The sequence below is a fragment of the [Clostridium] aminophilum DSM 10710 genome (assembly GCF_000711825.1).
In the GTDB taxonomy this organism is placed as follows: Bacteria; Bacillota; Clostridia; order Lachnospirales; family Lachnospiraceae; genus Clostridium_R; species Clostridium_R aminophilum.
In genome coordinates this window covers 252,976-275,486 of sequence record NZ_JONJ01000001.1, presented here as the reverse complement: position 1 = coordinate 275,486, position 22,511 = coordinate 252,976, and the positions used below count along the sequence as shown (strand labels likewise).

Here is a 22,511-nt window from a genome sequence, read left to right as displayed (position 1 = left end):
AGTAAGAGTATCCTGCGAATGCAGGGAATCACCTTCGGGAAACCGGATGAGAGATAGGAAATCAGAATATGAATGATGAGGGACCTGCCGAATGGCAGGTCCTTTTTGCGGTATGGGAAACTTTTCCGAAATCCCTATACCATAAGAACGCTCCGCGAGGATGCACACGCCGCTGAGCGGAAACTGTCACCTTGCGGTGAGCTGTGGCGGCGCGCAAAACCCACGCTTGCGTGAGGCCGTGACGACTGTCACGATAACGAGCGGAACCCGCGAAACGTGTTTCGGCCCGTTGCCCTGTTGAACGCATAAAAAAAGAGAAGGAGCGCGCGGCTCCTTCTCGGATAGATTAGGTATTTGGTTTTGCCCAAATGGCGGAATTACTTCAGGTTTAAGAACTCCTTGATCTTTCCGGTGATCATTACGCCGATGTCGTAGGAAGCGTCTACGGACTGAGCGCCCAGATGCGGAGTTACGAGGAAGTTGTCACAGTCAAACAGCGGGGATACGAAAGTATCGTTTCCTGTCAGACCGCCGCCTGCAAGCTCATTTTCCATAACGTCAGCGCCGTAACCGCCGAGCTTGCCGGACTTCAGAGCCTCATACATATCAGCCTCGTTGCAGATGCCGCCGCGGCTCATGTTCAGAACAACTGCGCCGTCTTTCATCTTTGCGATGGAATCCTTGTTGAAGAGGTCCTTGGTCTCCTTTGTCAGCGGAACGTGGATGGTTACATAATCAGCAACCTTGAGCATCTCCTCAACGGTAACGCCCTTTGCGTGCTCCTTCTCGAAGTCTTCCGGCTTAAGGAACGGATCGTAAGCGACAACATCCATCTTGAATGCTCTTGCAAGCTCGCCAACGCGGCGTCCGATACGGCCAAAGCCCATGATTCCAAGGGTCTTTCCTCTCAGCTCGCAGCCAACGAACTTGTACTTATCCCACTCGTGGTTCTTGGTAACGTCGATGTGAGCGGCAACAACGTGACGGGAGATGTCGAGGAGCTTGGAAATGGTAAGCTCTGCAACTGCGTTTGCATTCATTCCCGGTGCGTTGTAAACAGTGATGTTGTTTGCCTTTGCGGCATCCATATCGATATGGTTCAGACCAACGGAGCAAACACCGATAACCTTCAGGTTCTTTGCTGCGTCAAGGATTGTTTTATCGATCTTCGGGTCAACACGCATGATCAGGACATCATAGTCCGGGATGATTGCTGCGAGTTCTTCCTGTGTCGGAAGGATCTTTGTGTCCACCTGCATGTACTTGCTGAGTTCTTCTCCGATAAGAGCGTGTACGCGGTCAATAATCAGACATTTCATAGTTATACCCTCCATGAGTAAATGTTGTACCATACTTTTTAAAGTATAAACCATCCCATATAGGCAGTCAAGGAAGAGCAGGCCGGAAAAAGCCCGTTATCCTATTGCTTTTTAATAATACGGGATATAAATTTGCGCTATGTTTCGTGCACAATGACGATGAAAACTGTAGTTTTCTGTCGGAAATGGTGGCGGCGGGGATTCGGGAGGCACAGGATCGGAATTTTATAACCGGATGTTTATAATCAGGACCTGAAATTTCCCTTTTTGACACCGGAGGATTTTAAATTTCCGTGATGATACACTCCGGCGGAAGGAAGGAGAACGCTTCATGCGGAGACTGACTTTATCATGCGAAAAAGTATGGAACGTGATAGAATGAAGAGTGGCAGGAGGTATCAGCGGAAATCATGGAAAGAGACGTTGTATTTAAGATGGAACGGCCGGGTCTCGTGAAAGAGGGACAGGTCGTGGAGGTGACGGAATCGGTCACACCGTATAATGTGAATTATATCGTTGAGCCGGCGGTGGCGATGTCGGGACTGTTCCGGCTGAATGACCGTCTGAAAAGTGATCACGGAACGGTAAAGAAGATCGAACAGAATGACCGGGGATACTACATTACGGTCACATTTGACGAGTAATTCGTCTTTTAATATAATAATCTAAATATGCACTGAATTCAGATAATTATGAGAGATCAGGGCAGGGAAAGAGGTGCAGGAATGTTTCGACTGATTCACGTAGGTGTCTATGTGGTGGGGTATCTTTTGCTGAAACTTGGAAAACTGAAAACGCTGATGAAGACGGCGGAGACGGATCCGAGGAAGGCGGAAGAGGAAAGCCAGATCTTTGTGAAACAGGTTATGACCGGAATCCTGAAGGCCGCCGGCGTTCAGGTTCATGTCACCGGACTGGAGAATATACCGAAGGATACGGCAGTGCTCTATGTCGGAAATCACCGCAGTTATTTTGACGTCATTTCGGGATATGCCTATGCGCCGGGAAGACTCGGTTTTGTCGCCAAGGAAGAGATTCGGAAAGTACCGGTTCTTGCCGAATGGATGAAGCTGCTCCACTGCGTATTTCTGAACCGCAGCAATCCGCGGGAGGGTCTCAAGGCGATTCTGGAAGCCATCGGCAATGTCAAGAACGGAACCAGCATGTGGATTTTTCCGGAAGGAACCAGAAGTACCGGAAGTGAACTCGATATGCTGCCCTTCCGCGAAGGCAGTATGAAGATCGCGGAGAAGACAAAATGCCCGGTGGTACCGGTCGCATTTACCGGAACCGCAGAAGTGTTTGAGCAGCATTTCCCGCGTATTACCGCCGGAGAGATCACACTTCATTTCGGAGAACCGTTCTATATCGCGGATCTTCCGGACGACTGTCGAAAGGCCAGCGCAGCTTATGTACAGAACCGGATCCGGGAGATGATCTGCGAGGATCTTGGGCTTCCGTATCAGCCGGCGGCCGGGATCGGGGAGAACGGGAAAGAATCCTGATCTGAGGGAAGCCGCTGCTGCAGCGGGGCCGAAGGAGAGGATCGATGGCAGCCGCGGCTGCGGCAGAAAAGCGGAACAGTGGAAGAGGGACCCATTAAAGGGAACATGATGAAAATGCAGCCGCCGTCCAAACGGCGCTGCGAAAGGAAAGGAGTATCATGGCGAACAGCAATCACCCGGAAGAGGATTCTGCAAAGCACGGGGCAGATGCGGAAATGGCAGCAGGTGAGACGGTTGCGGATGTCCGGAAAGAACTGGACGAACTGGATCCTCAGCTGAAGGAACTGTTTCTCCGGCGTATGGAACTGAACCGGCGTCTCGGGGAAGCAAAACTTCGGGATGGCCGGGAAGTATACGATCCCGCCAGAGAGAACCGGAAGCTTCAGGCGATTTCCGGTGACCTGGAGGACGAGTTCAATCGCAACGCGGTCCGTGAACTGTTTATGCACGTCATGACACTCGGCCGCCGCTACCAGTACCAGACAATCAAACAGGTCGGCGGAGTCGGAGACGAGAATGCCGACACCTTCGGCTTTGAGCGCATTTCGGAGCTGGACTACGAAAACAGCAAGATTGCCTATCAGGGGCTTCCGGGGGCATACGGACAGATCGCGGCGGAGCGCTTCTTCGGGGAAGATGCCGACATTCACCATGTGAAAAAATTTGAGGACCTGATGCGGGAGCTTCAGTTCGGCGATGCGGATTTTGCCGTGATGCCGATCGAGAATTCCACGGCAGGCGTCGTGTCCGGCAATTACGAGCTTTTGCAGGCGTATGACAATTACATCGTAGCCGAAACGTTTGTTCCCGTGAATCACTGTCTTCTCACGGTGCCGGGGGCAAAACTCTCCGATATCCGCAAGGTTTATTCGCATCCGCAGTCGCTGATGCAGTGCGCCGGATTTCTGGAGCACGCGGGATGGGAACAGCACCCGATGGAGAACAATGCCGTCGCTGCGAAAAAAGTTCTGGAAGACGGGGATCCATCGTGCGCGGCTGTCGCAAGTGAGATTGCCGGAAGAATCTACGGGCTGAATGTTCTGAAGCGGAGTATCAATGACCGCAGAGATAACACCACCCGCTTTCTGATCATCGCGAACCGGCCGGTCTATCTTCTCGGTGCGGAGAAGATCAGTCTCTGTTTCGAGGTGCCGCACCGGAGCGGTTCTCTGTACAGCATCCTTGGCAATTTCATTTACAACAATGTCAATATGACAATGATCCAGTCGCGTCCGATTCCGGATATGAGCTGGGAATATCGTTTCTTTGTCGATATCGAGGGCAATTTATCCAGCTCCGCCGTTCGAAGTGCGCTGACGGCGATATTCCGCGAGGCACAGAACGTCCGGATTTTGGGAAACTATTAAGCGCAGCGTCAAACAGGCAGGTAAGTAAGCAGATCGCCGGGGGAAGACAGTGTTATGAAAATGTTTGCGGCAATCGATGTTGGATCATTTGATACGGAGATCGCGATCTATGAGATCTCGGAAGAACACGGGATCCGGAAGATTGATCATGTGCGGCGTCAGCTGACCATCGGACGGGATACTTACAATGACGGAAAGATCAGTCTCCCGGTCATGCGTGAGCTGATCCGGGTTCTGGAACAGTTCCGAGAGCGGATGGACGGCTATCATGTCGAAGATTACCGGGCGTACGCGGCCAGTGCGCTTCGTGAGGCCACAAACAGCCGGATTATTCTCGACCAGATCCGAAATGCCACGGGACTGCAGGTGCACACGATCAACAACTCGGAACTGCGGTTTATGACACATAAGGCGCTGGCCCTCCGCAGCAGCCGGTTTGACCGTGGGACGGGCGGCCGGATGGCCGTCATGGACGTGGGATTCGGAAGTTCCCAGCTGTCCCTGTTTGAGGACGGGGTTCTGGTGTCGACGCAGAATCTCTCCCTCGGGGTTCTCCGCATTGCCGAGATGTCTTCTCACTGGAAGACCGAGAGCCGGCTGATTCCGGACATTGAAGGTGAGCTGATGGACAAGGAACTCGCCACATACCGGGATATTTATCTGGGCGGTATGCGGGTCGAGACGCTGATTGCCACCGGCGAGAGCATCAACAATATGGTACTTCGCGGAATGAAGGAGAAGCCGGGGAAAATGTATACGGCGGCGGAGTTCGGTGAATTCTGCCGGCGGATCAGCCATATGACGGAAGAAGAAATCGCGGAGTTCTGCGACATTTCGGGCGCGTACGCCCGGGTCATGATCCCCAGCGCGGTCCTGTACGAAAAGGTGTTGGAACTGACTGGAGCCGGGGAAGTGTGGGTCGGAGGCGTGACACTCTGCGACGGAATCGCGGCGGACTATGCGGAAGAGCAGAAACTCGTCCGGTTCCGGCATGATTTTGCGGACGACGCGCTGTCGGCCGCAGGAAATATGTCGGTCCGCTACAAAGGAGACCGGAAACACATTGCGGCGGTGGAGAAGGCGGCGATGGCGGTTTTTGACATCCTGCAGGAAAAATATGGTCTGAACAGCCGGAGCAGACTTCTGCTCAGGCTTGCCGCCATTCTGCACGACTGCGGAAAGTATGTTTCCATTACCCGTGAGACCCTCAGTTCGTATCAGATTATCATGTCGACGGAACTGATCGGAATCTCTCATCTGGAGCGGGAGATCGTCGCCAATGTGGTCCGCTACAACACGAGAGATTTTGTCTATGACGAGATCCATCTGGAATCGGATCTGTCGCAGTATGACGGACTGGCCAAGGGAAAGTCGGAGATTGTGCTTGAGATCGCAAAGCTTGCGGCGATCCTGCGTCTCGCCAATGCCGTTGACCGGAGTCACCGTCAGAAGCTGAAGGATCTGGAGGTCCGGTTGGAAGACGGAACGCTTGTGATGGAGACATCATGTGAGGAAAATCTCACGCTGGAACAGTTTTCTATGGAACAGAAAGCGGAATTCTTTGAGGAGATCTACGGCATTCAGCCTGTTCTGCAGAGAAAGAGAAGATAAGGGGTATGGGAAAGATCAGATCCAGGTACAGAGATCCGGAAAACTACTATAACCGTGAACTCAGCTGGCTTTTGTTTGACCGCCGGATTCTGGGTGAGGCGGAGGATGTGACCAACCGGCCGTTTGAGAGAATGAAGTTTCTGTCGATCACGGCCTCGAATCTGGATGAATTCTTTATGGTCCGCGTCGCGTCGCTGAAGGCGCTGGATCATGTCGGCGATGCGACGCGGGATGCGGCCGGCATGACACCGAACGAACAGCTGTCCGCAATCAGCGCGAAAACCCATGAGATCGTGGAAGAGCAGTATCGCCTGTACAATGAGGAGATCCGGCCGATCCTCGAGGAGGCCGGTGTGCCGGTTGTCGGCGGACATGAGAGGATGACGGAAGAAGAATGCGAATATGCGGACCGTTTCTTTTCAAGAGAGGTCTATCCGGTTCTCACACCCATGGCGGTGGACTCCGGAAGACCGTTTCCTCTCATCCGGAACCGGTCGCTGAATCTGGCAATCCTGATGCGGAAAAAAGGTGAGATACAGGAACCGACGGTATTTGCGATGGTACGGGTTCCCGATGTGCTGAGCCGGGCGGTGGAACTTCCGGGCGGGCGCGTGATCTATCTTGAAGAAATCATTGAGCGGAATATCGGGAAACTGTTTCTGAATTACGATATCATCGCCTGCAGCCCGTTTCGCATCATGCGGAGCGCGGATATGAGTATTGACGAGGACGACACGGAAGATCTCCTTCATGAGATCGAACAAAAGCTCCGGGAGCGCCAGTGGGGCGATGTGATCCGTCTGGACATTGACGATCACATGGATTACCGGCTTCTGGAAGTGCTCCGCGTAAAGCTTGCGGTCGGCGATGACGAGATCTACCGGATTCCCGGGCCGCTGGATCTGACGGTTCTGGAGGAACTGTACGGCCGTTACGGAAGGCCGGAGCTGGTTCTGGATCCGTTTACACCGCAGCCGGTGCCGGAACTGATGAACGACGAGGACATTTTTGCCAATATCCGGAAAGGGGACATTCTCCTGTCGCATCCGTACGAATCGTTTGATCCGGTGATCCGTTTCATCCGACGGGCGGCAAAAGATCCGGATGTTCTCGCCATCAAGCAGACGCTCTACCGCGTCAGCGGCAGGTCACCGATCATTGCGGCGCTGGCGGAAGCGGCGGACAATGGAAAACAGGTCTCTGTTCTTCTGGAACTGAAGGCGAGATTTGACGAGGAGAATAACATCACCTGGGCGAAAATGCTGGAGAAAGCCGGATGCCATGTGATCTATGGTCTGGTCGGCCTGAAAACGCACGGCAAGATCACTCTGGTGGTGCGCCGGGATGCGGACGGAATCCGGCGGTATGTCCATCTTGGGACCGGAAATTATAATGATTCCACGGCAAAACTCTATACCGACTTCGGACTTTTGACCTGTGATCCGGAGATCGGAGAGGATGCGTCGGCGGTTTTCAATATGCTCTCGGGCTATTCGGAACCGCTGTTCTGGAACTGCCTTTCGCTGGCACCGCTATGGCTGCGGAAACGTTTCCTTTTCCTGATTGACCGGGAGGCGAAAAATGCGGCCGGCGGAAGAACGAGCGGCATCATTGCCAAGGTGAATTCCCTTTGTGACCGCGAGATCATTGAACATCTCTATGCGGCGGGGGCAGCAGGGGTGCCCATCACCATGATTGTCCGCGGAATCTGTTCCCTTCGGGCTGGCGTTCCGGGACTTTCCGAGAACATCAAGGTCATCTCGATTGTCGGGGATTATCTCGAACATGCCCGCGTATTCCGGTTTGAGAATGCCGGCGATCCGCAGTACTACATGGCGAGCAGCGACTGGATGCCGCGAAATCTTGACCGGCGTGTGGAGATCATGTTTCCGATCCGGTCTCCGGAGTTGAAGGCGCGTGTTCAGCATGTGCTGGAAGTGCAGCTGAGCGACAACACAAAGCTCTACGAGATGCGGCCGGACGGTTCTTATGAGAAAAGGAAGCGCGTCGGCAAACGGATTGTGGCGCAGGAAGTCTTCCGGAAAGAGGCCGTGCGGAACGCGAAAGCGGTGCGGGATCTGGATGATCCGGTCAAGACGAGGACATTTGTGCCGCGCCAGGCATTGCAGGAAAACCGGGACAGGAAAAAGCCGTAGCCGGAGAAGCTGCAGTGGGAAAGAACGGCCGGAAAAGATATCAGCCGGAGAGACTGCGGCAGGAATGGGCATCCGTCCGGAGAAGCTGCAGCGGGAAAGAACGGCCGGAAAAGATATCAGCCGGAGAGACTGCGGCAGGAATGGGCATCCGTCCGGAGAAGCTGCAACCGGAAAGAAAACGTTAATAATTATAAATGAGAAATTGAGATACAGTATTTAGGAGGATAATATGTCAGACATCGGAATTTTAGTAGTGGACGATGAGCCGGAGATCGCCAACCTGGTAGAGATTTATCTGGTCAGCGACGGATACAAGGTCTACAAGGCGAACACCGCGCAGGAGGGATTCGACGTCCTTGCGAGAGAAAAGGTTCATCTGGTCCTTCTCGATATTATGCTTCCGGGCATGGATGGACTGACGATGTGCCGAAAGATCCGGGAAAACAATAATATTCCGATCATCATGCTCAGCGCGAAATCGACGGATCTGGACAAGATCCGGGGACTCGGAACCGGCGCGGACGATTACGTCACAAAGCCGTTTAATCCGCTGGAACTCACGGCGAGAGTCAAATCGCAGCTCCGCCGGTACACGCAGCTGAATCCGCAGAGTTCATCGGATGCATCTTCCGGTGAAATCTCCATTCACGGTCTGACCATCAGCCGGGAGAATCACCGCGTCACCGTGTACGGGGAGGACGTCAAGCTGACGCCGATCGAGTTTGATATTCTGTATCTTCTGGCATCGAACCCGGGCAAAGTGTTCAGCACAGATGAGATCTTCGAGCAGGTATGGCATGAGAAAGTTTATGAAGCCAACAACACAGTCATGGTTCACATTCGAAGACTTCGCGGAAAGATGAAGGAGGACTCCAGACAGAACAAGATCATCACGACCGTCTGGGGAGTGGGATACAAGATTGAAAAGTAACAGAAAGAACCGGGATATGAGCGGCCAGTTTCATTCACGACTGGTCGAGAGTATGGTTTTATCCGCGGTGGTTGCCTGTGCGATTGAGCTGATCATCGTATTTCTGGCGGCCACTCTCCGGGATTACCTGCAGAGTACGCGGGGAAGGGAAAATGTTGTCTTAAGACTTTTGGAGATGGACACGCTGATGATGCTTCTGTACGTCATCAGCGCTGTTGGCATTTTCTCTTTTATCTTTTTCAAGCGGATCGGCGGCTCGATCCGCTATCTGGGTCGGATCTCCGCGGCGATGCAGAACATTTCCGAAGGGGATCTGAATACGACCGTCGATGTAAAGGGCGATGATGAGATCACGGCGATGGCGGACAATCTGAACAAGATGGTGGAAGAACTCCGCATGCTGATGGATCGAGAGCGAGAAGCGGAGCGGACGAAAAACGAGCTGATCACCAATGTCGCTCACGATCTGCGAACACCGCTGACGTCCATCATCGGCTATCTCGAACTTCTCTCCGTCAACACGCAGCTTCCGGAAGAGACAAGAAAACGGTATACCGACATTGCGTTTGCAAAATCCAAACGCCTGCAGCAGCTGATCGAGGACCTGTTCGGATTCACGAAGCTTGGCGGCGGAAAGATAGCGATGAAGATCGGCAATGTCGATATCGTGCGGCTTTTAAGCCAGCTTCTGGAAGAATTCTATCCGAGCTTTCATGCCAGAAATCTCTCCTATGAGTTAGAGAGCAATGTTCCGGCGAAAGTCATTTCCGCGGACGGAAATCTTCTCGCAAGACTGTTTGACAATCTGATCAACAATGCCATCAAGTATGGCGCCGACGGGAAAAAGGTCATCATCGGTATTCATGCGGAAGAGGATGTGGTCTCAGTCACGGTAAAGAACTATGGATATGTGATTCCGCCGGATGAGCTTCCGCAGATCTTCCAGCGGTTTTACCGCGTGGAACACGCGCGGACGAGCAGTACGGGCGGAACCGGCCTCGGACTTGCGATTGCGAAAAATATTGTCGATATGCACGGCGGAACCATCGGGGTGACGAGTGATATGAACGGTACGGTATTTACGGTGCGGCTGCACACAAAACTCAGCGCGGACCGGGAAAACTTCAGCCTTCCGGGGGAGAAGCGGAACGGTCGGACAAGGACCGCGCGGATGAACCGGAACTGAGGGAAATGTCCGGACAGAAAATATTCAAACATTGGTTGGCGGCTCAAACAGACAGGATAGATTGTCTGGCGGAGTCTGGAGAACAGGGAAAATGATGAGTGAGAGGAAGAAGGGCCGGATCATCCTTGCGGCTGTGGCGGCGCTGGCAGCCGTGCCGGGCACTGCGCCGATGTGTGCGCTCGCAGCCCAGACACAGACGGATTCTCCGGCTGCGGATGCACCGGCCGTCGGAAAAGAGGAGATTGCAGTCAGTTTCGGTTTTGAGAACACGGTACAGACCGGCCGGTTTACGGCAGTTCATGTCCGGATCAGCCCGGAGCTGAACCGGCAGGCGGAATCCCTGTCGATCCGCACGGCGGATCCGAGCGGCGTGACCATTCTCTATGAATACAATCTTCGCGAAGAAAAAAACGGGGAAGAGTCGGCTGATCCGACTGTTTCCGCAGAGGGAAACGGGGAAGAATCGGCTGATCCGACTGTTTCCGCAGAGGAAAACGGGGAAGAGCCGGCAGAGCCAATCGTTTCCGCAAAGGGAAACGGCAAAGCCGCCGGTATGAATTCCTCCGGAATGTCTGCGCAGGCACTGACCGGACCGGGCGCGGAGGAACAGGACGATTCGGAGACCTACACCTACTGTGTTCCGTTCGGGAGCCGCATGAAGTCCATGCAGATCATTCTGAAAGACGCTTCCGGCCGGATTCTCGCGGAGACGCAGTCTGATCTGCCGAAGACAAAATCCGATCCGCAGAGCTATATCGGAGTATTTTCCGACCGATCGGATCAGCTGGACTGGATGAACGGCGTGGAAGTGGACGACGGCGCATTTTCCACGAGAACCATTCTTCTGGACAAGAATACGGCGCCGGAAGATCCGCTGGAATACGATGAACTGGATATGATCGTGATCTCCGATTACGACACGTCTCTTCTGAATCCGGAACAGGTCGACAGCATTTACAGCTTTGCCGCAAACGGAGGCATTCTTCTGTTCGGAGGCGGGGAAGCGTACCGGTCGGGTTTCGGCCCGTTTGCGGAGCGCTTTCTGACGAAGACACCGTTAAAAGAAGCCGAGAAACGCATGGTGAATATGGGGCCGCAGTATGCGCGGAAAAGCCCGGACGACTCCCTCGTGGAACTTTCCTGCGCGGATGTGACGCTCGTTGGCGGGAACACGCTGATCTCCGGGGAGAGATTCCCGCTTCTCAGCATGGCGGCCTGCCAGAAAGGTTTTGTTGAGGCGGCGGCGTATTCCCTTTCGGATATCAGCGGGTTTGCGGCGGAAAACCCGGCTTATACCCAGAATTTCTTTGAGGAAGCTTACGGCGGAACGATGAAAAATATTGTTCAGGCCGATCATATTGCGGAGGACACCTATTTTGACATTCTGGATCTGACCGGCACAGGCGATATGGATAATCTTCCGAACGCGACCGTATATGCGCTGATTCTGATTCTCTACCTGATTGCGGTCGGACCGGGCGTGTACCTGATCCTTCGCGCGCATCGCCGTCAGCGGTATTATCTGGCGGCAGTCGCAGCGTGCAGCGCACTTTTTACATGCGCGGTGTATGTGGCCGGCGTGCGGACCCGTTTTTCCGGACCGTTTTATACCTACGCGACGATTCTGGATGTGACGGGAGGCGGACAGCAGGAGAATACCTGTCTGAATCTGCGAAGTCCGAACGGCAGGAGTTTCCGGACGGTTCTCTCCGAAGGATACCGTGTAATTCCTGTCTCGTATCCCTATGATATGGGCAAGGGAGTGCTCTCACCGGATCCGAACAGCTATCATATCGGGGTTTCATCGGATGAAGACGGAACCCAGATCCGGATCCGCGGACGGGAGTCATTTGCATCGTCCATGTTTTGTCTGACCAGAAATGAGAACAGTCTTCCGGACGGAAATACAGGAAACGACGCGGCGGAAGCGGTTCCGGAGAGTGGAGAACACACTGCTTCGGAACAGACGCCGATGAAATACCGCATCGGCGGACAGGCTTCCATCATGGAGATGAAAGCATCCGGAACCGTGACAAACCGCAGCACGGAGGCGATTCGGGACGCGGCAGTGCTCTTTGGGGGAAAAGCGGTTCTGATCGGCGATATGGAACCGGGAGAAACGGTGGACTTATCGAAATGTTCGGTGCTGAACATTCCGGTGGGCGACAGTGCGCTGGCGGCGGACGGCATCATTGCCTCGCTGCGGAGCAGTCTCGATCCGCAGACCGACAGGATCCGGAGACTCGAGAAGGCGCGGCTTCTGCTGTTCTATATGCGGCGTGACACGATGGAATACGCCGGCAGGGGCCGTTTTATCGGATTTCCGCAGAACAGCACGCCGGAATTCCTCCGCGAATCCCTTACGGACAAGGACCCGGACGGGCAGCGGATTACCGTTTCCGGACAGACGATTGTGACCTGTGAGCTGGATGAGCCGGATCGCGCAGATGGGCCGGACGGCCGGATCTACAGTCCGGCACTCCGCCGGCTTCCGAGAGTGATCAGCGGAGAATACTATGCGGACTACAATCAGATGAACGGAACGGAGAACGGACCGCTGACTCTCGAGTATGCGTTTGACAGCAGACTGGTCATTGAGAAGATTGATTTTGAGAAGCTGTCGCCGGTATACACCGAGCAGAGCGGAAAGAGTCCGGATTTCTCAAAGGTTCCGATGTTTAACGGGAATATTTATTTTTACAATTACGATACCGGAAAGAATGACCTGATGGAGACGAAGGACAGCTACACGGCGGAGGAACTTGCCCCGTATCTGTCTCCGGCGAATACGCTGATGATCCGCTATTCCGGCGGAAATGAAGGCCTGCAGTATCTTCCGGTTCCGTGTGCGGTCGGAAAACGGGCCGAGAAACAGGAGTGAGGCCGATTCATGGCAAAGACGATTCTGGAATTGAAAAATCTGAAAAAGTCGTACGGGACGGAAATGGTGCTGAACGGTCTTTCTCTCACAATCCGGGAGGGAGAACTCTACGGATTTGTGGGAGCGAACGGCGCCGGCAAGACGACCACAATCCGCATTGCGGCCGGACTTCTCGCACCGGATGAGGGGGAAGTCCTGATTGAAGGGGAAGATCTCTGGAAAGCGCGGTCGAGGTCGAAGACGTCGGCAGCCATCATGAAGAAGATCGGCTATGTTCCGGATTTTTTCGGTGTGTATGAGAATTTCCGTGTCAGCGAATACATGGAATTTTTCGCGTCCTGCTATGGCCTCTCGGGACTTCGGGCCAGAAGACGGTGTGAAATGCTTCTGGATCAGACGGGACTCTATGACAAGGCGGAGTATTACGCGAGCAGTCTCTCCCGGGGAATGAAGCAGAGACTGTGTCTTGCCCGCGCGCTCATCCACGATCCGGATCTCCTGATTCTGGATGAGCCGGCGTCGGGACTCGATCCGCTGACGAGAAGCCAGTATTTTGAGATTTTGAAGGAACTGAAAAATCAGGGAAAGGCGCTTCTGATCAGCAGTCACATTCTCTCGGAACTGTCGGGAATCTGTTCCTCGGCCGGCATGATCGACAACGGAACGATGATTGTCAGCGGAACGATGGAGGAAATCTTTGAGAGCGTCGACATTTCACGGCCGATTCTGATTCAGGTGATCGGAGATCCGACGGGGGCGCTTGCCGTCCTTCGCGAGGATCCGAACGTGGAATCCGTCATGGTGGACGGGGAGATGATGAAGATCGAGTACATCGGCACGAGAGCGGATGAGGAAATGCTCCTGCGCATGCTGGTGAATAGCGGCGTGCACGTGACCGGTTTTATGAGACAGCAGGGAGATCTTGAGACCGCATTTCTGCAGCTGGCGGGCAAAAAAGCAGACGGAAAGGTATTGATCGATTATGAGATGGAATCCGATATTGCGGAAGGGAATTATCATTGACAGCCGAAGTTCGAGGCTTCCGGTCATCATTTTCTTTTTTAATCTGATCCTGTCGGCGGCGGGGATCTTCAACCTGGCACATCTGACGATGGATGCCCGGGAGACGGCCACGATTCAGTATGAAGCGATCATTCAGCTGTACACTCTGATTTCCACGATGGAGTTCATGATGCTGCTGGTCATCACGCCGGCACTTACCGCGCCGGCGATCTGCAGCGAGAGGGAGGGACAGATGATGGACCTTCTTCAGACCACCTCCATCGGGAGCGGCCGGATCGTCGCGGGAAAACTGGAGAGTGCCGTCATTGAGATGATGGCACTTCTGATCTCCGCGCTTCCGGTGCAGTCACTGGTTTTTATCTTTGGCGGTGCGACGGCTCTGGATGTGCTTCTTCCGCTGATTGCCTTTTTTGTGGCAATCCTGTTTATCGGCGGAATGGGGATCTTTTCCTCCGCAATTTGCAGAAGAACCGTGGCGGCAAATGTGGTATCATATATCCTGACGGTGTTTATGACCGGCGGCACGTGGCTGATCGCGTATTTCGCGCAATGGGTATCGGCAAGAGCCGCGGACGGGGAGACAGTCGGAACAGCCGGTGGCTGGCTTTACGGACTGCTTCTCAATCCGGCGGTGACGTACATGTGTGTGATTGACAGACAGGCGGGGGACATGACAGCCGGACTCACCGGCCTGATTGGTTATGTTCCGAAGAACCTGATAACGGAGCACTGGATTCCGGTAAGCCTTTTTCTGCAGCTGATGGCGGCGGCCTGCTTTATTGCGGCAGCGGTGCGGCTGATCGCGCCGGGACGGGGATATTTTACCGGCAGGGATTAAGGATACATGAATATGTCAGCGGCGCGTAAAACCTGCGGCGGACCCGGTTCAAACGCGGAAAATCATTGCGCATGGCATACATATTCAGCAATCCGGATTATGAAAATAAAAGCCGTGCAGAAAAGATATAGTACGAGGAGTGAAAAGAGATGTCATCTGAGAATACGGCAGAACTTCGGAAAAAAGGAATGGATTCTCTTTATAAACAGTGCGATTCTTCCCACTATGAGGAGGCGATCGGCTGGATCGATGAGGCGGCCCGGGCAGGCGATGCGGATGCATGGTATGTGCTGGGGCATTGCTTCAGCTGGGGCGACGGCGGCGTCGGTTTCAACAAAGAAAAAGCATATGACTGTTTCCTGCGCGGAGCCCGCGGAGGAAGTTCGCTTGCGGTTCTGGGAGCACTCCGGGCAGGACTTTTTGATGACACGATGCGGCGGGAGGCTCTCTACACAGTCCGGGAGTGCTGGAACCGTGTCCGTTCCGAAGCGGATATGGGAGACGAATATGCGGCCTGGCAGGTGGCAGAGACTCTCGAGTGGGGGGATCTGTCCAGGCTGACCGAGGAAGAACTGAATGTTCTTCTCCCGAGAGAAGAGGATACGGAGGATGGCGGAGCGGCCGGAACCGTGGGAGACGGGGAGGTGGAAGAACATTCCGCATCCGCCGGAGAACAGGCGACTTCGGATCCTGCCGTCATCGGAGAGGAAGAGACCGCGGAAGCCACGGCGGCTCGTGCAGCCGCGGGGACTTCCAGGGACAGTGCAGCCGATCGTGTAGCTGAGAGGATGGATGTGGACAGCGCGGCGGATCGGGCAGGCGAAGGAACTGGTGCGGAAAAGGATACCCGCCTTCGCATTCGCCGGGTGATCACGAAGCCGTTCCCGAGATTTATGATCCCGGAGCCGAGAATCAGCATGGTTTATTACAGCAAGGCGGCCGAAGCGGGGATTGTCTCCGCAATGGAGAAGATCGGAAAGCACTGCCGGGAGGGACGACTCATTCCGGTCGATATCGAAGGTTTTCTTCTGTGGGCCAGAAAATGCGCGTCTCTCGGAAATGCATGGGGTCTCTGTGAGATGGGACTGTACAGCCTCGAAAAGGGAGACGATGAGGCTGCCTTCCGCTATCTGGAGGCGGCTGAGATTCAGGGAGATCCGCGGGCATTTTATCCGCTCGGCATGTACTATCTGGAAGGAAAGGTGACGGAGCGGGATCTCGATAAGGCGGTTTCCTGTCTGGAAAAAGCCGGAAAGATGAACGATAACCGGAGTTTCATGGCGCTCGGCAATCTGTTCTATCAGGATATTCTGGTGGAACGCGATGACGGAAAAGCCTTCTACTGGTACAGCAAGGCGTATGGCGACGGATACGGTGAGGCGGCACTCGCACTCGCGCATCTCTATCTTCGGGATACCGAGTATCAGGACAATGAGAAAGCCGTCCGGCTTCTGGAAGAGGCAGGCGCGGCGGTCGATCCGGCGGTTTCCGGGGAGGCCAATCTGATGCTGGGCAATATTTTCCGCGACGGCCTCATCGGAATTCAGGATCCGGTCCGGGCGGTCTATTTCTACGAGACCGGCGCCAGAACCGGAAATCCGGAATGCATGGAGCTGGCCGCAATGATGTACTATCAGGGCGAGGACGGCCTCGAGCCGGATTACGATAAGGCCTTCTACTGGCTGAACCTCTGCGAACAGAACGGAACACTCCAGTCCTGTTCCAAACTCGCGACACTCTACCTGGAAGGCTGGGGCTGCGAGGCGGATGAAGAGCGGGCAAGAGAACTGTTTGAGAAAGCGTCCCGAACCGAATATGACGGCTATGCCTTTTATATGCTTGGGAAAATCGCGGAGCAAAACGGTACGCCCGACGATCTGGAATATGCGGTGCGGATGTATGACACCGCGATTGACATGGGTTATTCGGAAGCGACTAAACGGCTGTCACATTTCCGCAAAACGATCTTCGGACACTGGAAAGTGACCCGGTGAGAATCCGGGGATTCGGTTTCGCCCGGCAGTTCGGCAGCACACTTTCCAGACGGAGAACTTCCGGTTATCGGAGCAAGCAAAAAGAGTTATGCCTCTTCAGTGGAAAGTTGCGGTTCAATACGCTATAATACATGGTATTGCAAAAAGGTGGTGCCCGGCCATTCGTTCCGGATGGTTGATGAGTGAAGGTTTATGGAGGAACTCACATGGGAATTCTGTATAACAGTACAAGAGGCGGAGAAAAAGGTGTTACGGCATCCCAGGCTATTCTGAAGGGACTTGCGGATGACGGAGGACTCTTCATGCCGGATTCATTTCCGACACTGGATAAGACACCGGAGGAACTCTCCAAAATGACCTATCAGGAGACCGCTTATGAGGTCATGAAGCTTTTTCTCACCGATTTCACCGAAGAGGAACTGAAGCACTGCATTAACGGTGCCTATGATTCCAAGTTCGACATCGAGGACATCGCGAAGCTGACGTATCTGGTGGACGAGGCGTATTATCTGGAGCTGTATCACGGCAAGACCATCGCGTTCAAGGACATGGCGCTCTCGATTCTTCCGTATCTGATGACGACCGCCGCGAAGAAAAATCATGCGGACAAGGAGATCGTGATTCTGACCGCGACCAGCGGCGACACCGGAAAAGCGGCGATGGCAGGTTTTGCCGACGTTCCGGGAACCCGCATTATTGTATTTTACCCGAACGGCGGTGTCAGCCGCGTGCAGGAGCTTCAGATGCTCACACAGAAGGGAGACAATACCGCGGTTGTCGGCATTGACGGCAATTTTGACGATGCCCAGAGCGGCGTGAAGAATATCTTCAGCGACCGCGCATTCGGCGAGAAACTTGCGGCAGCGGGATTCCAGCTCAGCTCTGCAAACTCCATCAACATCGGCCGACTGATCCCGCAGGTTGTCTACTATGTCTACGCGTACGCGAAAATGCTTGCGGATGAGGGAATCAAGAGCGGTGAGAAGATCAATATCTGTGTTCCGACGGGCAATTTCGGCAATATCCTTGCTGCCTATATCGCAAAGAGGATCGGTCTTCCGGTTGGAAAACTGATCTGTGCGTCCAATGACAACAAGGTTCTTTATGATTTCTTCACCACCGGCACCTATGACCGCAACCGTGATTTCATTCTGACCAGCTCTCCGTCGATGGACATCCTGATCTCGAGCAATCTGGAGCGTCTTATCTATCTGTCCTGCGACTGTGACTGCGCAAAGACCGCAGAGCTCATGAAGGAACTCGCGGAAACCGGAAAGTATACCGTTACGGACAGCATGCGCGAGAAGATGTCGGATTTCATCGGCGGATATGCATCCCAGGAGGAAAATGCCGCAGAGATCCATCGCGTAGCCGAGACCGGATATGTGATCGATACCCATACCGGTGTTGCGTCCTGCGTATATCAGCAGTATCGCAAGAGAACCGGCGACCGCACCAAGACCGTGATCGCGTCCACCGCAAGTCCGTATAAGTTCGCGAGAGCCGTGATGTGCGCGATTCTCGGCGACGGAGAAAAAGATAAGGATGACTTTGAACTGATCGATGACCTGCGCAGCTTCAGCAAAGTGGAAGAACCGCAGGCGATCGCGGAGATCCGTCATGCGGAGATTCGCCACAACAGAAAGTGCACTCCGCAGAACATGGAAGAGACGGTTGCGGAGATCCTTGGTATGTGAGGGTTTCTTCGTCATACTGTAGGGAAAGCGTAAGTATATCGTCAGAAATAATATGATATAATAAAAGCGGAGATATACGCGGGACGTGTATCCCCGCTTTTTGTAGCAAAAGACCGGCGAGCGGCTGCCGTGCTTGCACGAGCAGACATTGGCCGGTCGCAAGAACATGGAGCGCAGCGTGCGGAATGTTCGCTTGCGAAGACGAGTAAGGTGATGAAATCACCGCACTCGAGCAAAAGACCGGCGAGCGGCTGCCGTGCGGAATGTTCGCTTGCAGATCAGGCGGGAATCAGTGAACCGCTTCGTTTATAACAAGGGGACTGTTACGGTTCCGGGGGGAGAAAGAAGGGGTAATATGCGCTATCCGAAACAACTGGTGGTTCTGAGTACAGCCGCAGCAATCGGCTTCGGCGTTTTTGCGGCAGGGCCGGCAATGCACAGCATTGCGGCACCCACCACATTGCAGGAAGGCTGGGTAAAAGAGAACGGAAACTGGTATTACCGTAAATCCGACGGTTTTTACTATAAGGGCTGGATCCAGGTTGGCAAGAAGTACTATTACATGAATCAGGACGGTGCGATGCAGACCGGCTGGCTTCGCTACAATAACAACTGGTACTATCTGAATACCGACGGAACCATGCGGACCGGCTGGCTTCACCTGAACGATGCCTGGTATCATCTTGCGGACGACGGCAAGATGCAGACGGGCTGGACCGAGATCGACAAGTCCTGGTACTATTTCCACTCGGCGGGCAATATGCAGACCGGCTGGAAACAGCAGGGAGAGAAGAAATGGTATAACCTTGGCGACGACGGTAAGATGAAGACCGGCTGGACCAAGATGGATGACAAGTGGTATTACTTCAGCAAAGAGGAGAATTCCCTCGGACTGATGCAGACCGGCTGGCAGAAGATCGACGGCGTCTACTACTATCTGGATGATTCCAAGGGTGTTATGCTGACCGGCTGGCTTCAGGATTCCAACGGAAAGTATTATTACATGAAAGCTTCCGGCGGAATGGCCACCGGCTGGCGCCAGATCGATAATTCCTGGTATTACTTTGACACCAACGGCCATATGATGACCGGATGGATCAAGATCGAGGACAAGTACTACTATCTGGACACCAACAACGGAAAGATGTATGCCAATACCAGCGTCACGATCGACAATGTGACCTATAACTTCAATGCATCCGGTGAATACACCTCTCAGAGCAAGGGAAGCGGACAGAGCAGTCAGACGACACCTGGCGGCGGTACCGCGTCCTCCTCGGCTTCCCAGACAGCACCGGGCGGAAGTTCCTCGGATTCTTCTTCCGGCGGACCGGCGGGAACGACATCCTCTCAGAGCAGTCCGGGCGGAAGTTCTTCCAGTGTGTCACAGAATGCTCCGGGATCGACCTCTTCATCTTCCGAGAGCGCCCCGGGTGGATCTTCATCCTCCTCGTCTTCCTCTTCCGGAACGACGCAGAGCGCTCCAGGCAGCGTACAGCACTGGAATTAAGGATAAGACCGGATTCCGATCATTCGAAATACAATCAGAACAGACGGCAGGCATGGCGGTTTTCGCCAAGTCTGCCGTCTGCTGTTTGTCGTCTGCCATTTGCTGCCTGCTGTTTGCTGTCTTCTGTTGGGATCCGGATGCGGCAGACGCGCCGGAAAGAGTGAATGTTTCATAAAAACGTTGAATAAATGTTAATAAACGATGATATAATAATAAAAATGATTTTATCACTAATGGGTGTACTTGCCCGAAAAAACTTAAGACGGATTTTTTCGGGGGGGGTAATTAATGTATTATTCGATTATCGGAGTTTTAGCATCGATTATTCTCTTGATTGAAAATCAGGATATTCTGTTTGGCCGCGGTCAGGCCTATACCAAGCGGCCATGGAACATATACCGGCGCTTTCTGATTGCGGTTTTTCTGTATTATCTCACGGATGTTTTCTGGGGGGTTATCGAAGAACGGAAGATTCCGCCCCTTTTGTTCGCGGACACCTCCGTATATTTCATTGCCATGGCGGCGGGAGTGCTGCTGTGGACACAGTATATTGTGGCATATCTGGATGAAAAGACGAAGCTGGTCGGCTTTTTTGTTCAGGCGGGAAGAATGATTGCCGTTCTGGTCACGGTAATAACCCTGGTCAATCTGTTCCAACCCATACTCTTCCGGGTGGATGAGAACGGTGTATATTATCCGCTTTCATTCCGGCATGTGCTTTTATTTCTGCAGATCGGGCTGGTGGTTACACTTTCCGTATACGCATTTTCCACCATTCTTCGCCGCGGTCCGGATATGAATTTCAGAAAAGGAAAACGGTACCGGACGCTGGGGCTGTTTGGGATGATTATGGCAGGATGCCTGCTTGGCCAGCTGTTTTTTCCGTATCTTCCCTTCTACGCCGTCGGATATATGCTTGGGACCTGTCTTCTGAGAGCCATCATTATCTCGGATGAGAAGGAGGAGTTCCGAATCAGGCTGGAAAATGCATATGAGGCGGTGAAAGGCTCCAATGCGGTTTATTCCAGAATTTCGCAGGCGCTTGCCCACGGATATATGGACCTGGTATACGTGAATCTGGATACCGAAGAGTACACGGAGTATCGTCAGGGGCAAAAACGGAACGGGATGATGGAAGTCCACCGTGGTCATAATTTTTATGAGGAATTCCGGGAGAAAGTCAATAAGTTCGTATATCCGGAAGACCGCGCCGAATTTCTCAGAATTATGGAACCGCAGCGTCTGATTGAGCGCATGGGACGGAACGGCACCATGGCACATACCTGCCGGTTGGTGGACAATGTCGGACCGCAGTATGTCGATGTGAGAGTGACTCACATGGAAGATCAGGATAATGTAATCGTCATCGGCGTGACGGATATCGACGAACAGATGCAGCAGAGGAGAGTGATTGAACGGATTAAAGAAGAGCAGACGGCGTATGCGCGGCTCAAGGTGCTGATGGGAGGATATCTCTGTATTTATATTGTGGATCCGGTGCATGGCTATTACCGGGAATACAGCACGACAGAAGCTTTTCAATCGCTGAAACTCTCCAAATACGGGATGAATTTCTTCGACACGACGCATGATCTTGCATATTCGTTTGTTCATCCGGAAGATCTTAACCGGTTTCTGGCGCTTTTCAGCAAAGAACACATTCTGGCAGAGATCGAGAAGGATGGAATGTTTACTCTGAGCTATCGGATGCTGATTGAAGACCGTATCGTATATGTTCAGACAAAGGCGGCAATGGTGGATGAGCCGGAAGGAAAACGGCTGATTGTCGGTATCGGCGATGTCGATGCCCAGGTAAGGCGTGAGGCACAGTACGCGGAACATCTCGCGCAGGCGAAGAGTGAGGCGATGCAGGATGCCCTCACCGGCGTGAAGAATAAGCATGCCTATCTGGAAGCGGAGAAGAATCTGAATCACCGGATCGACGACGGTTCCAGCCCGGCATTTGCCGTGGTGATTCTGGATCTCAATGATCTGAAGAAAGTGAATGATGAGCAGGGACATCAGGCAGGCGATCAGTATCTCAGAGATGCGTGCCGGATTATCTGTAATGTTTTCAAGAAAAGTCCGGTATACCGCATCGGCGGTGACGAATTTGCCGTGATTGCCCAGAACGATGATTACCAAAACATCGATGCACTGATGGAAGTGATGAATGTGCATAATGCAGAGGCGGTGAAAAACGGCGGAATTGTGATTGCATGCGGTATGTCCCGGTTTGATCATGACAGCAGTGTGGCGGCGGTCAACGGGCGCGCGGATCAGCTCATGTATGAGAATAAGCGGATTCTGAAAGAGCAGCAGTCCGGTATGCAGATGCCCTCCGGTGAAAACAGGGAAGCCGGGAGTGAGGAACCGAGGGAAAACGGCGAAAATGAGTCAAAGAAAACCGAAGAACAATAAGATGTTCATAAGATGAAAACGAAAAATCCCCTGCGGGACCGATGACGGATGAGCCGGTATCGGTCCCGCAGG

15 protein-coding genes are annotated in these 22,511 nt (G+C 53.5%); 14 read left to right on the top strand and 1 reads right to left on the bottom strand.

All coding sequences use genetic code 11. From position 1 onward, the window contains the following. Positions 1-377: 377 nt before the first annotated feature. The gene (locus tag BR86_RS0101220) at positions 378-1,319 is read right to left on the bottom strand and encodes a D-2-hydroxyacid dehydrogenase (RefSeq protein WP_031471196.1); all 942 of its coding nucleotides are present in this window, start codon (positions 1,317-1,319) and stop codon (positions 378-380) included. A 410-nt stretch (positions 1,320-1,729) separates the two neighbouring features. Here BR86_RS0101220 and BR86_RS0101215 point away from each other — a divergent pair, with 410 nt between their 5' ends. From BR86_RS0101215 to BR86_RS0101145, 14 genes are all read left to right on the top strand, one after another. Then, positions 1,730-1,963, top strand: coding sequence for a hypothetical protein (locus tag BR86_RS0101215; protein ID WP_031471195.1), 234 nt, complete (start codon positions 1,730-1,732; stop codon positions 1,961-1,963). An 81-nt stretch (positions 1,964-2,044) separates the two neighbouring features. Then, a complete protein-coding gene (locus BR86_RS0101210; protein WP_051684497.1) occupies positions 2,045-2,824 on the top strand; it encodes a lysophospholipid acyltransferase family protein in 780 nt (259 codons plus the stop codon). A 215-nt stretch (positions 2,825-3,039) separates the two neighbouring features. After that, on the top strand, positions 3,040-4,191 hold the full coding sequence (locus BR86_RS0101205; RefSeq protein ID WP_031471193.1) for a bifunctional chorismate mutase/prephenate dehydratase: 1,152 nt from the start codon (positions 3,040-3,042) through the stop codon (positions 4,189-4,191). A gap of 54 nt (positions 4,192-4,245) precedes the next feature. Further along, on the top strand, positions 4,246-5,802 hold the full coding sequence (locus BR86_RS0101200; protein ID WP_031471192.1) for a Ppx/GppA phosphatase family protein: 1,557 nt from the start codon (positions 4,246-4,248) through the stop codon (positions 5,800-5,802). A gap of 5 nt (positions 5,803-5,807) precedes the next feature. Then, complete coding sequence (ppk1, locus tag BR86_RS0101195) at positions 5,808-7,958, top strand: polyphosphate kinase 1 (protein WP_031471191.1); 2,151 nt, start codon at positions 5,808-5,810, stop codon at positions 7,956-7,958. 229 nt (positions 7,959-8,187) lie between these two features. After that, positions 8,188-8,889, top strand: coding sequence for a response regulator transcription factor (locus BR86_RS0101185; RefSeq protein WP_031471190.1), 702 nt, complete (start codon positions 8,188-8,190; stop codon positions 8,887-8,889). Positions 8,890-8,905: 16 nt separating this feature from the next. Further along, a complete protein-coding gene (locus tag BR86_RS0101180) occupies positions 8,906-10,075 on the top strand; it encodes a sensor histidine kinase (protein WP_051684496.1) in 1,170 nt (389 codons plus the stop codon). A 91-nt stretch (positions 10,076-10,166) separates the two neighbouring features. After that, a complete protein-coding gene (locus BR86_RS0101175) occupies positions 10,167-12,956 on the top strand; it encodes a hypothetical protein (protein WP_031471188.1) in 2,790 nt (929 codons plus the stop codon). Positions 12,957-12,977: 21 nt separating this feature from the next. Then, positions 12,978-13,979 carry an ABC transporter ATP-binding protein gene (locus BR86_RS0101170; RefSeq protein WP_031471187.1) on the top strand — a complete coding sequence of 334 codons (1,002 nt, stop codon included), beginning with the start codon at positions 12,978-12,980 and terminating at the stop codon, positions 13,977-13,979. Further along, positions 13,939-14,817, top strand: coding sequence for an ABC transporter permease (locus BR86_RS0101165; RefSeq protein WP_075034387.1), 879 nt, complete (start codon positions 13,939-13,941; stop codon positions 14,815-14,817). Before BR86_RS0101170 ends, BR86_RS0101165 begins: the two co-directional genes overlap by 41 nt. 149 nt (positions 14,818-14,966) lie before the next feature. Continuing rightward, entirely contained in the window at positions 14,967-16,811 is a 1,845-nt protein-coding gene (locus BR86_RS0101160; protein ID WP_031471185.1) for a tetratricopeptide repeat protein, read from the top strand. A gap of 206 nt (positions 16,812-17,017) precedes the next feature. Next, positions 17,018-18,508 (top strand): threonine synthase, encoded by a 1,491-nt coding sequence (thrC, locus tag BR86_RS0101155; protein ID WP_031471184.1) that lies wholly within the window; start codon positions 17,018-17,020, stop codon positions 18,506-18,508. A 355-nt stretch (positions 18,509-18,863) separates the two neighbouring features. Then, on the top strand, positions 18,864-20,018 hold the full coding sequence (locus BR86_RS0101150; RefSeq protein WP_038287397.1) for a hypothetical protein: 1,155 nt from the start codon (positions 18,864-18,866) through the stop codon (positions 20,016-20,018). A gap of 288 nt (positions 20,019-20,306) precedes the next feature. Beyond that, positions 20,307-22,439: a GGDEF domain-containing protein gene (locus BR86_RS0101145; RefSeq protein ID WP_031471182.1), complete on the top strand. Its 2,133-nt coding sequence runs from the start codon at positions 20,307-20,309 to the stop codon at positions 22,437-22,439. The last annotated feature ends 72 nt before the right edge of the window (positions 22,440-22,511 follow it).

Coding starts and splice junctions, on each gene's coding strand:
- BR86_RS0101160 (WP_031471185.1), top strand. CDS start 14,967: ATGTCATCTGAGAATACGGCAGAACTTCGGAAAAAAGGAATGGATTCT.
- BR86_RS0101145 (WP_031471182.1), top strand. CDS start 20,307: ATGTATTATTCGATTATCGGAGTTTTAGCATCGATTATTCTCTTGATT.
- BR86_RS0101175 (WP_031471188.1), top strand. CDS start 10,167: ATGATGAGTGAGAGGAAGAAGGGCCGGATCATCCTTGCGGCTGTGGCG.
- BR86_RS0101200 (WP_031471192.1), top strand. CDS start 4,246: ATGAAAATGTTTGCGGCAATCGATGTTGGATCATTTGATACGGAGATC.
- BR86_RS0101180 (WP_051684496.1), top strand. CDS start 8,906: ATGAGCGGCCAGTTTCATTCACGACTGGTCGAGAGTATGGTTTTATCC.
- ppk1 (WP_031471191.1), top strand. CDS start 5,808: ATGGGAAAGATCAGATCCAGGTACAGAGATCCGGAAAACTACTATAAC.
- BR86_RS0101165 (WP_075034387.1), top strand. CDS start 13,939: ATGAGATGGAATCCGATATTGCGGAAGGGAATTATCATTGACAGCCGA.
- BR86_RS0101150 (WP_038287397.1), top strand. CDS start 18,864: ATGCGCTATCCGAAACAACTGGTGGTTCTGAGTACAGCCGCAGCAATC.
- BR86_RS0101210 (WP_051684497.1), top strand. CDS start 2,045: ATGTTTCGACTGATTCACGTAGGTGTCTATGTGGTGGGGTATCTTTTG.
- BR86_RS0101215 (WP_031471195.1), top strand. CDS start 1,730: ATGGAAAGAGACGTTGTATTTAAGATGGAACGGCCGGGTCTCGTGAAA.
- BR86_RS0101220 (WP_031471196.1), bottom strand. CDS start 1,319: ATGAAATGTCTGATTATTGACCGCGTACACGCTCTTATCGGAGAAGAA.
- BR86_RS0101205 (WP_031471193.1), top strand. CDS start 3,040: ATGGCAGCAGGTGAGACGGTTGCGGATGTCCGGAAAGAACTGGACGAA.
- thrC (WP_031471184.1), top strand. CDS start 17,018: ATGGGAATTCTGTATAACAGTACAAGAGGCGGAGAAAAAGGTGTTACG.
- BR86_RS0101185 (WP_031471190.1), top strand. CDS start 8,188: ATGTCAGACATCGGAATTTTAGTAGTGGACGATGAGCCGGAGATCGCC.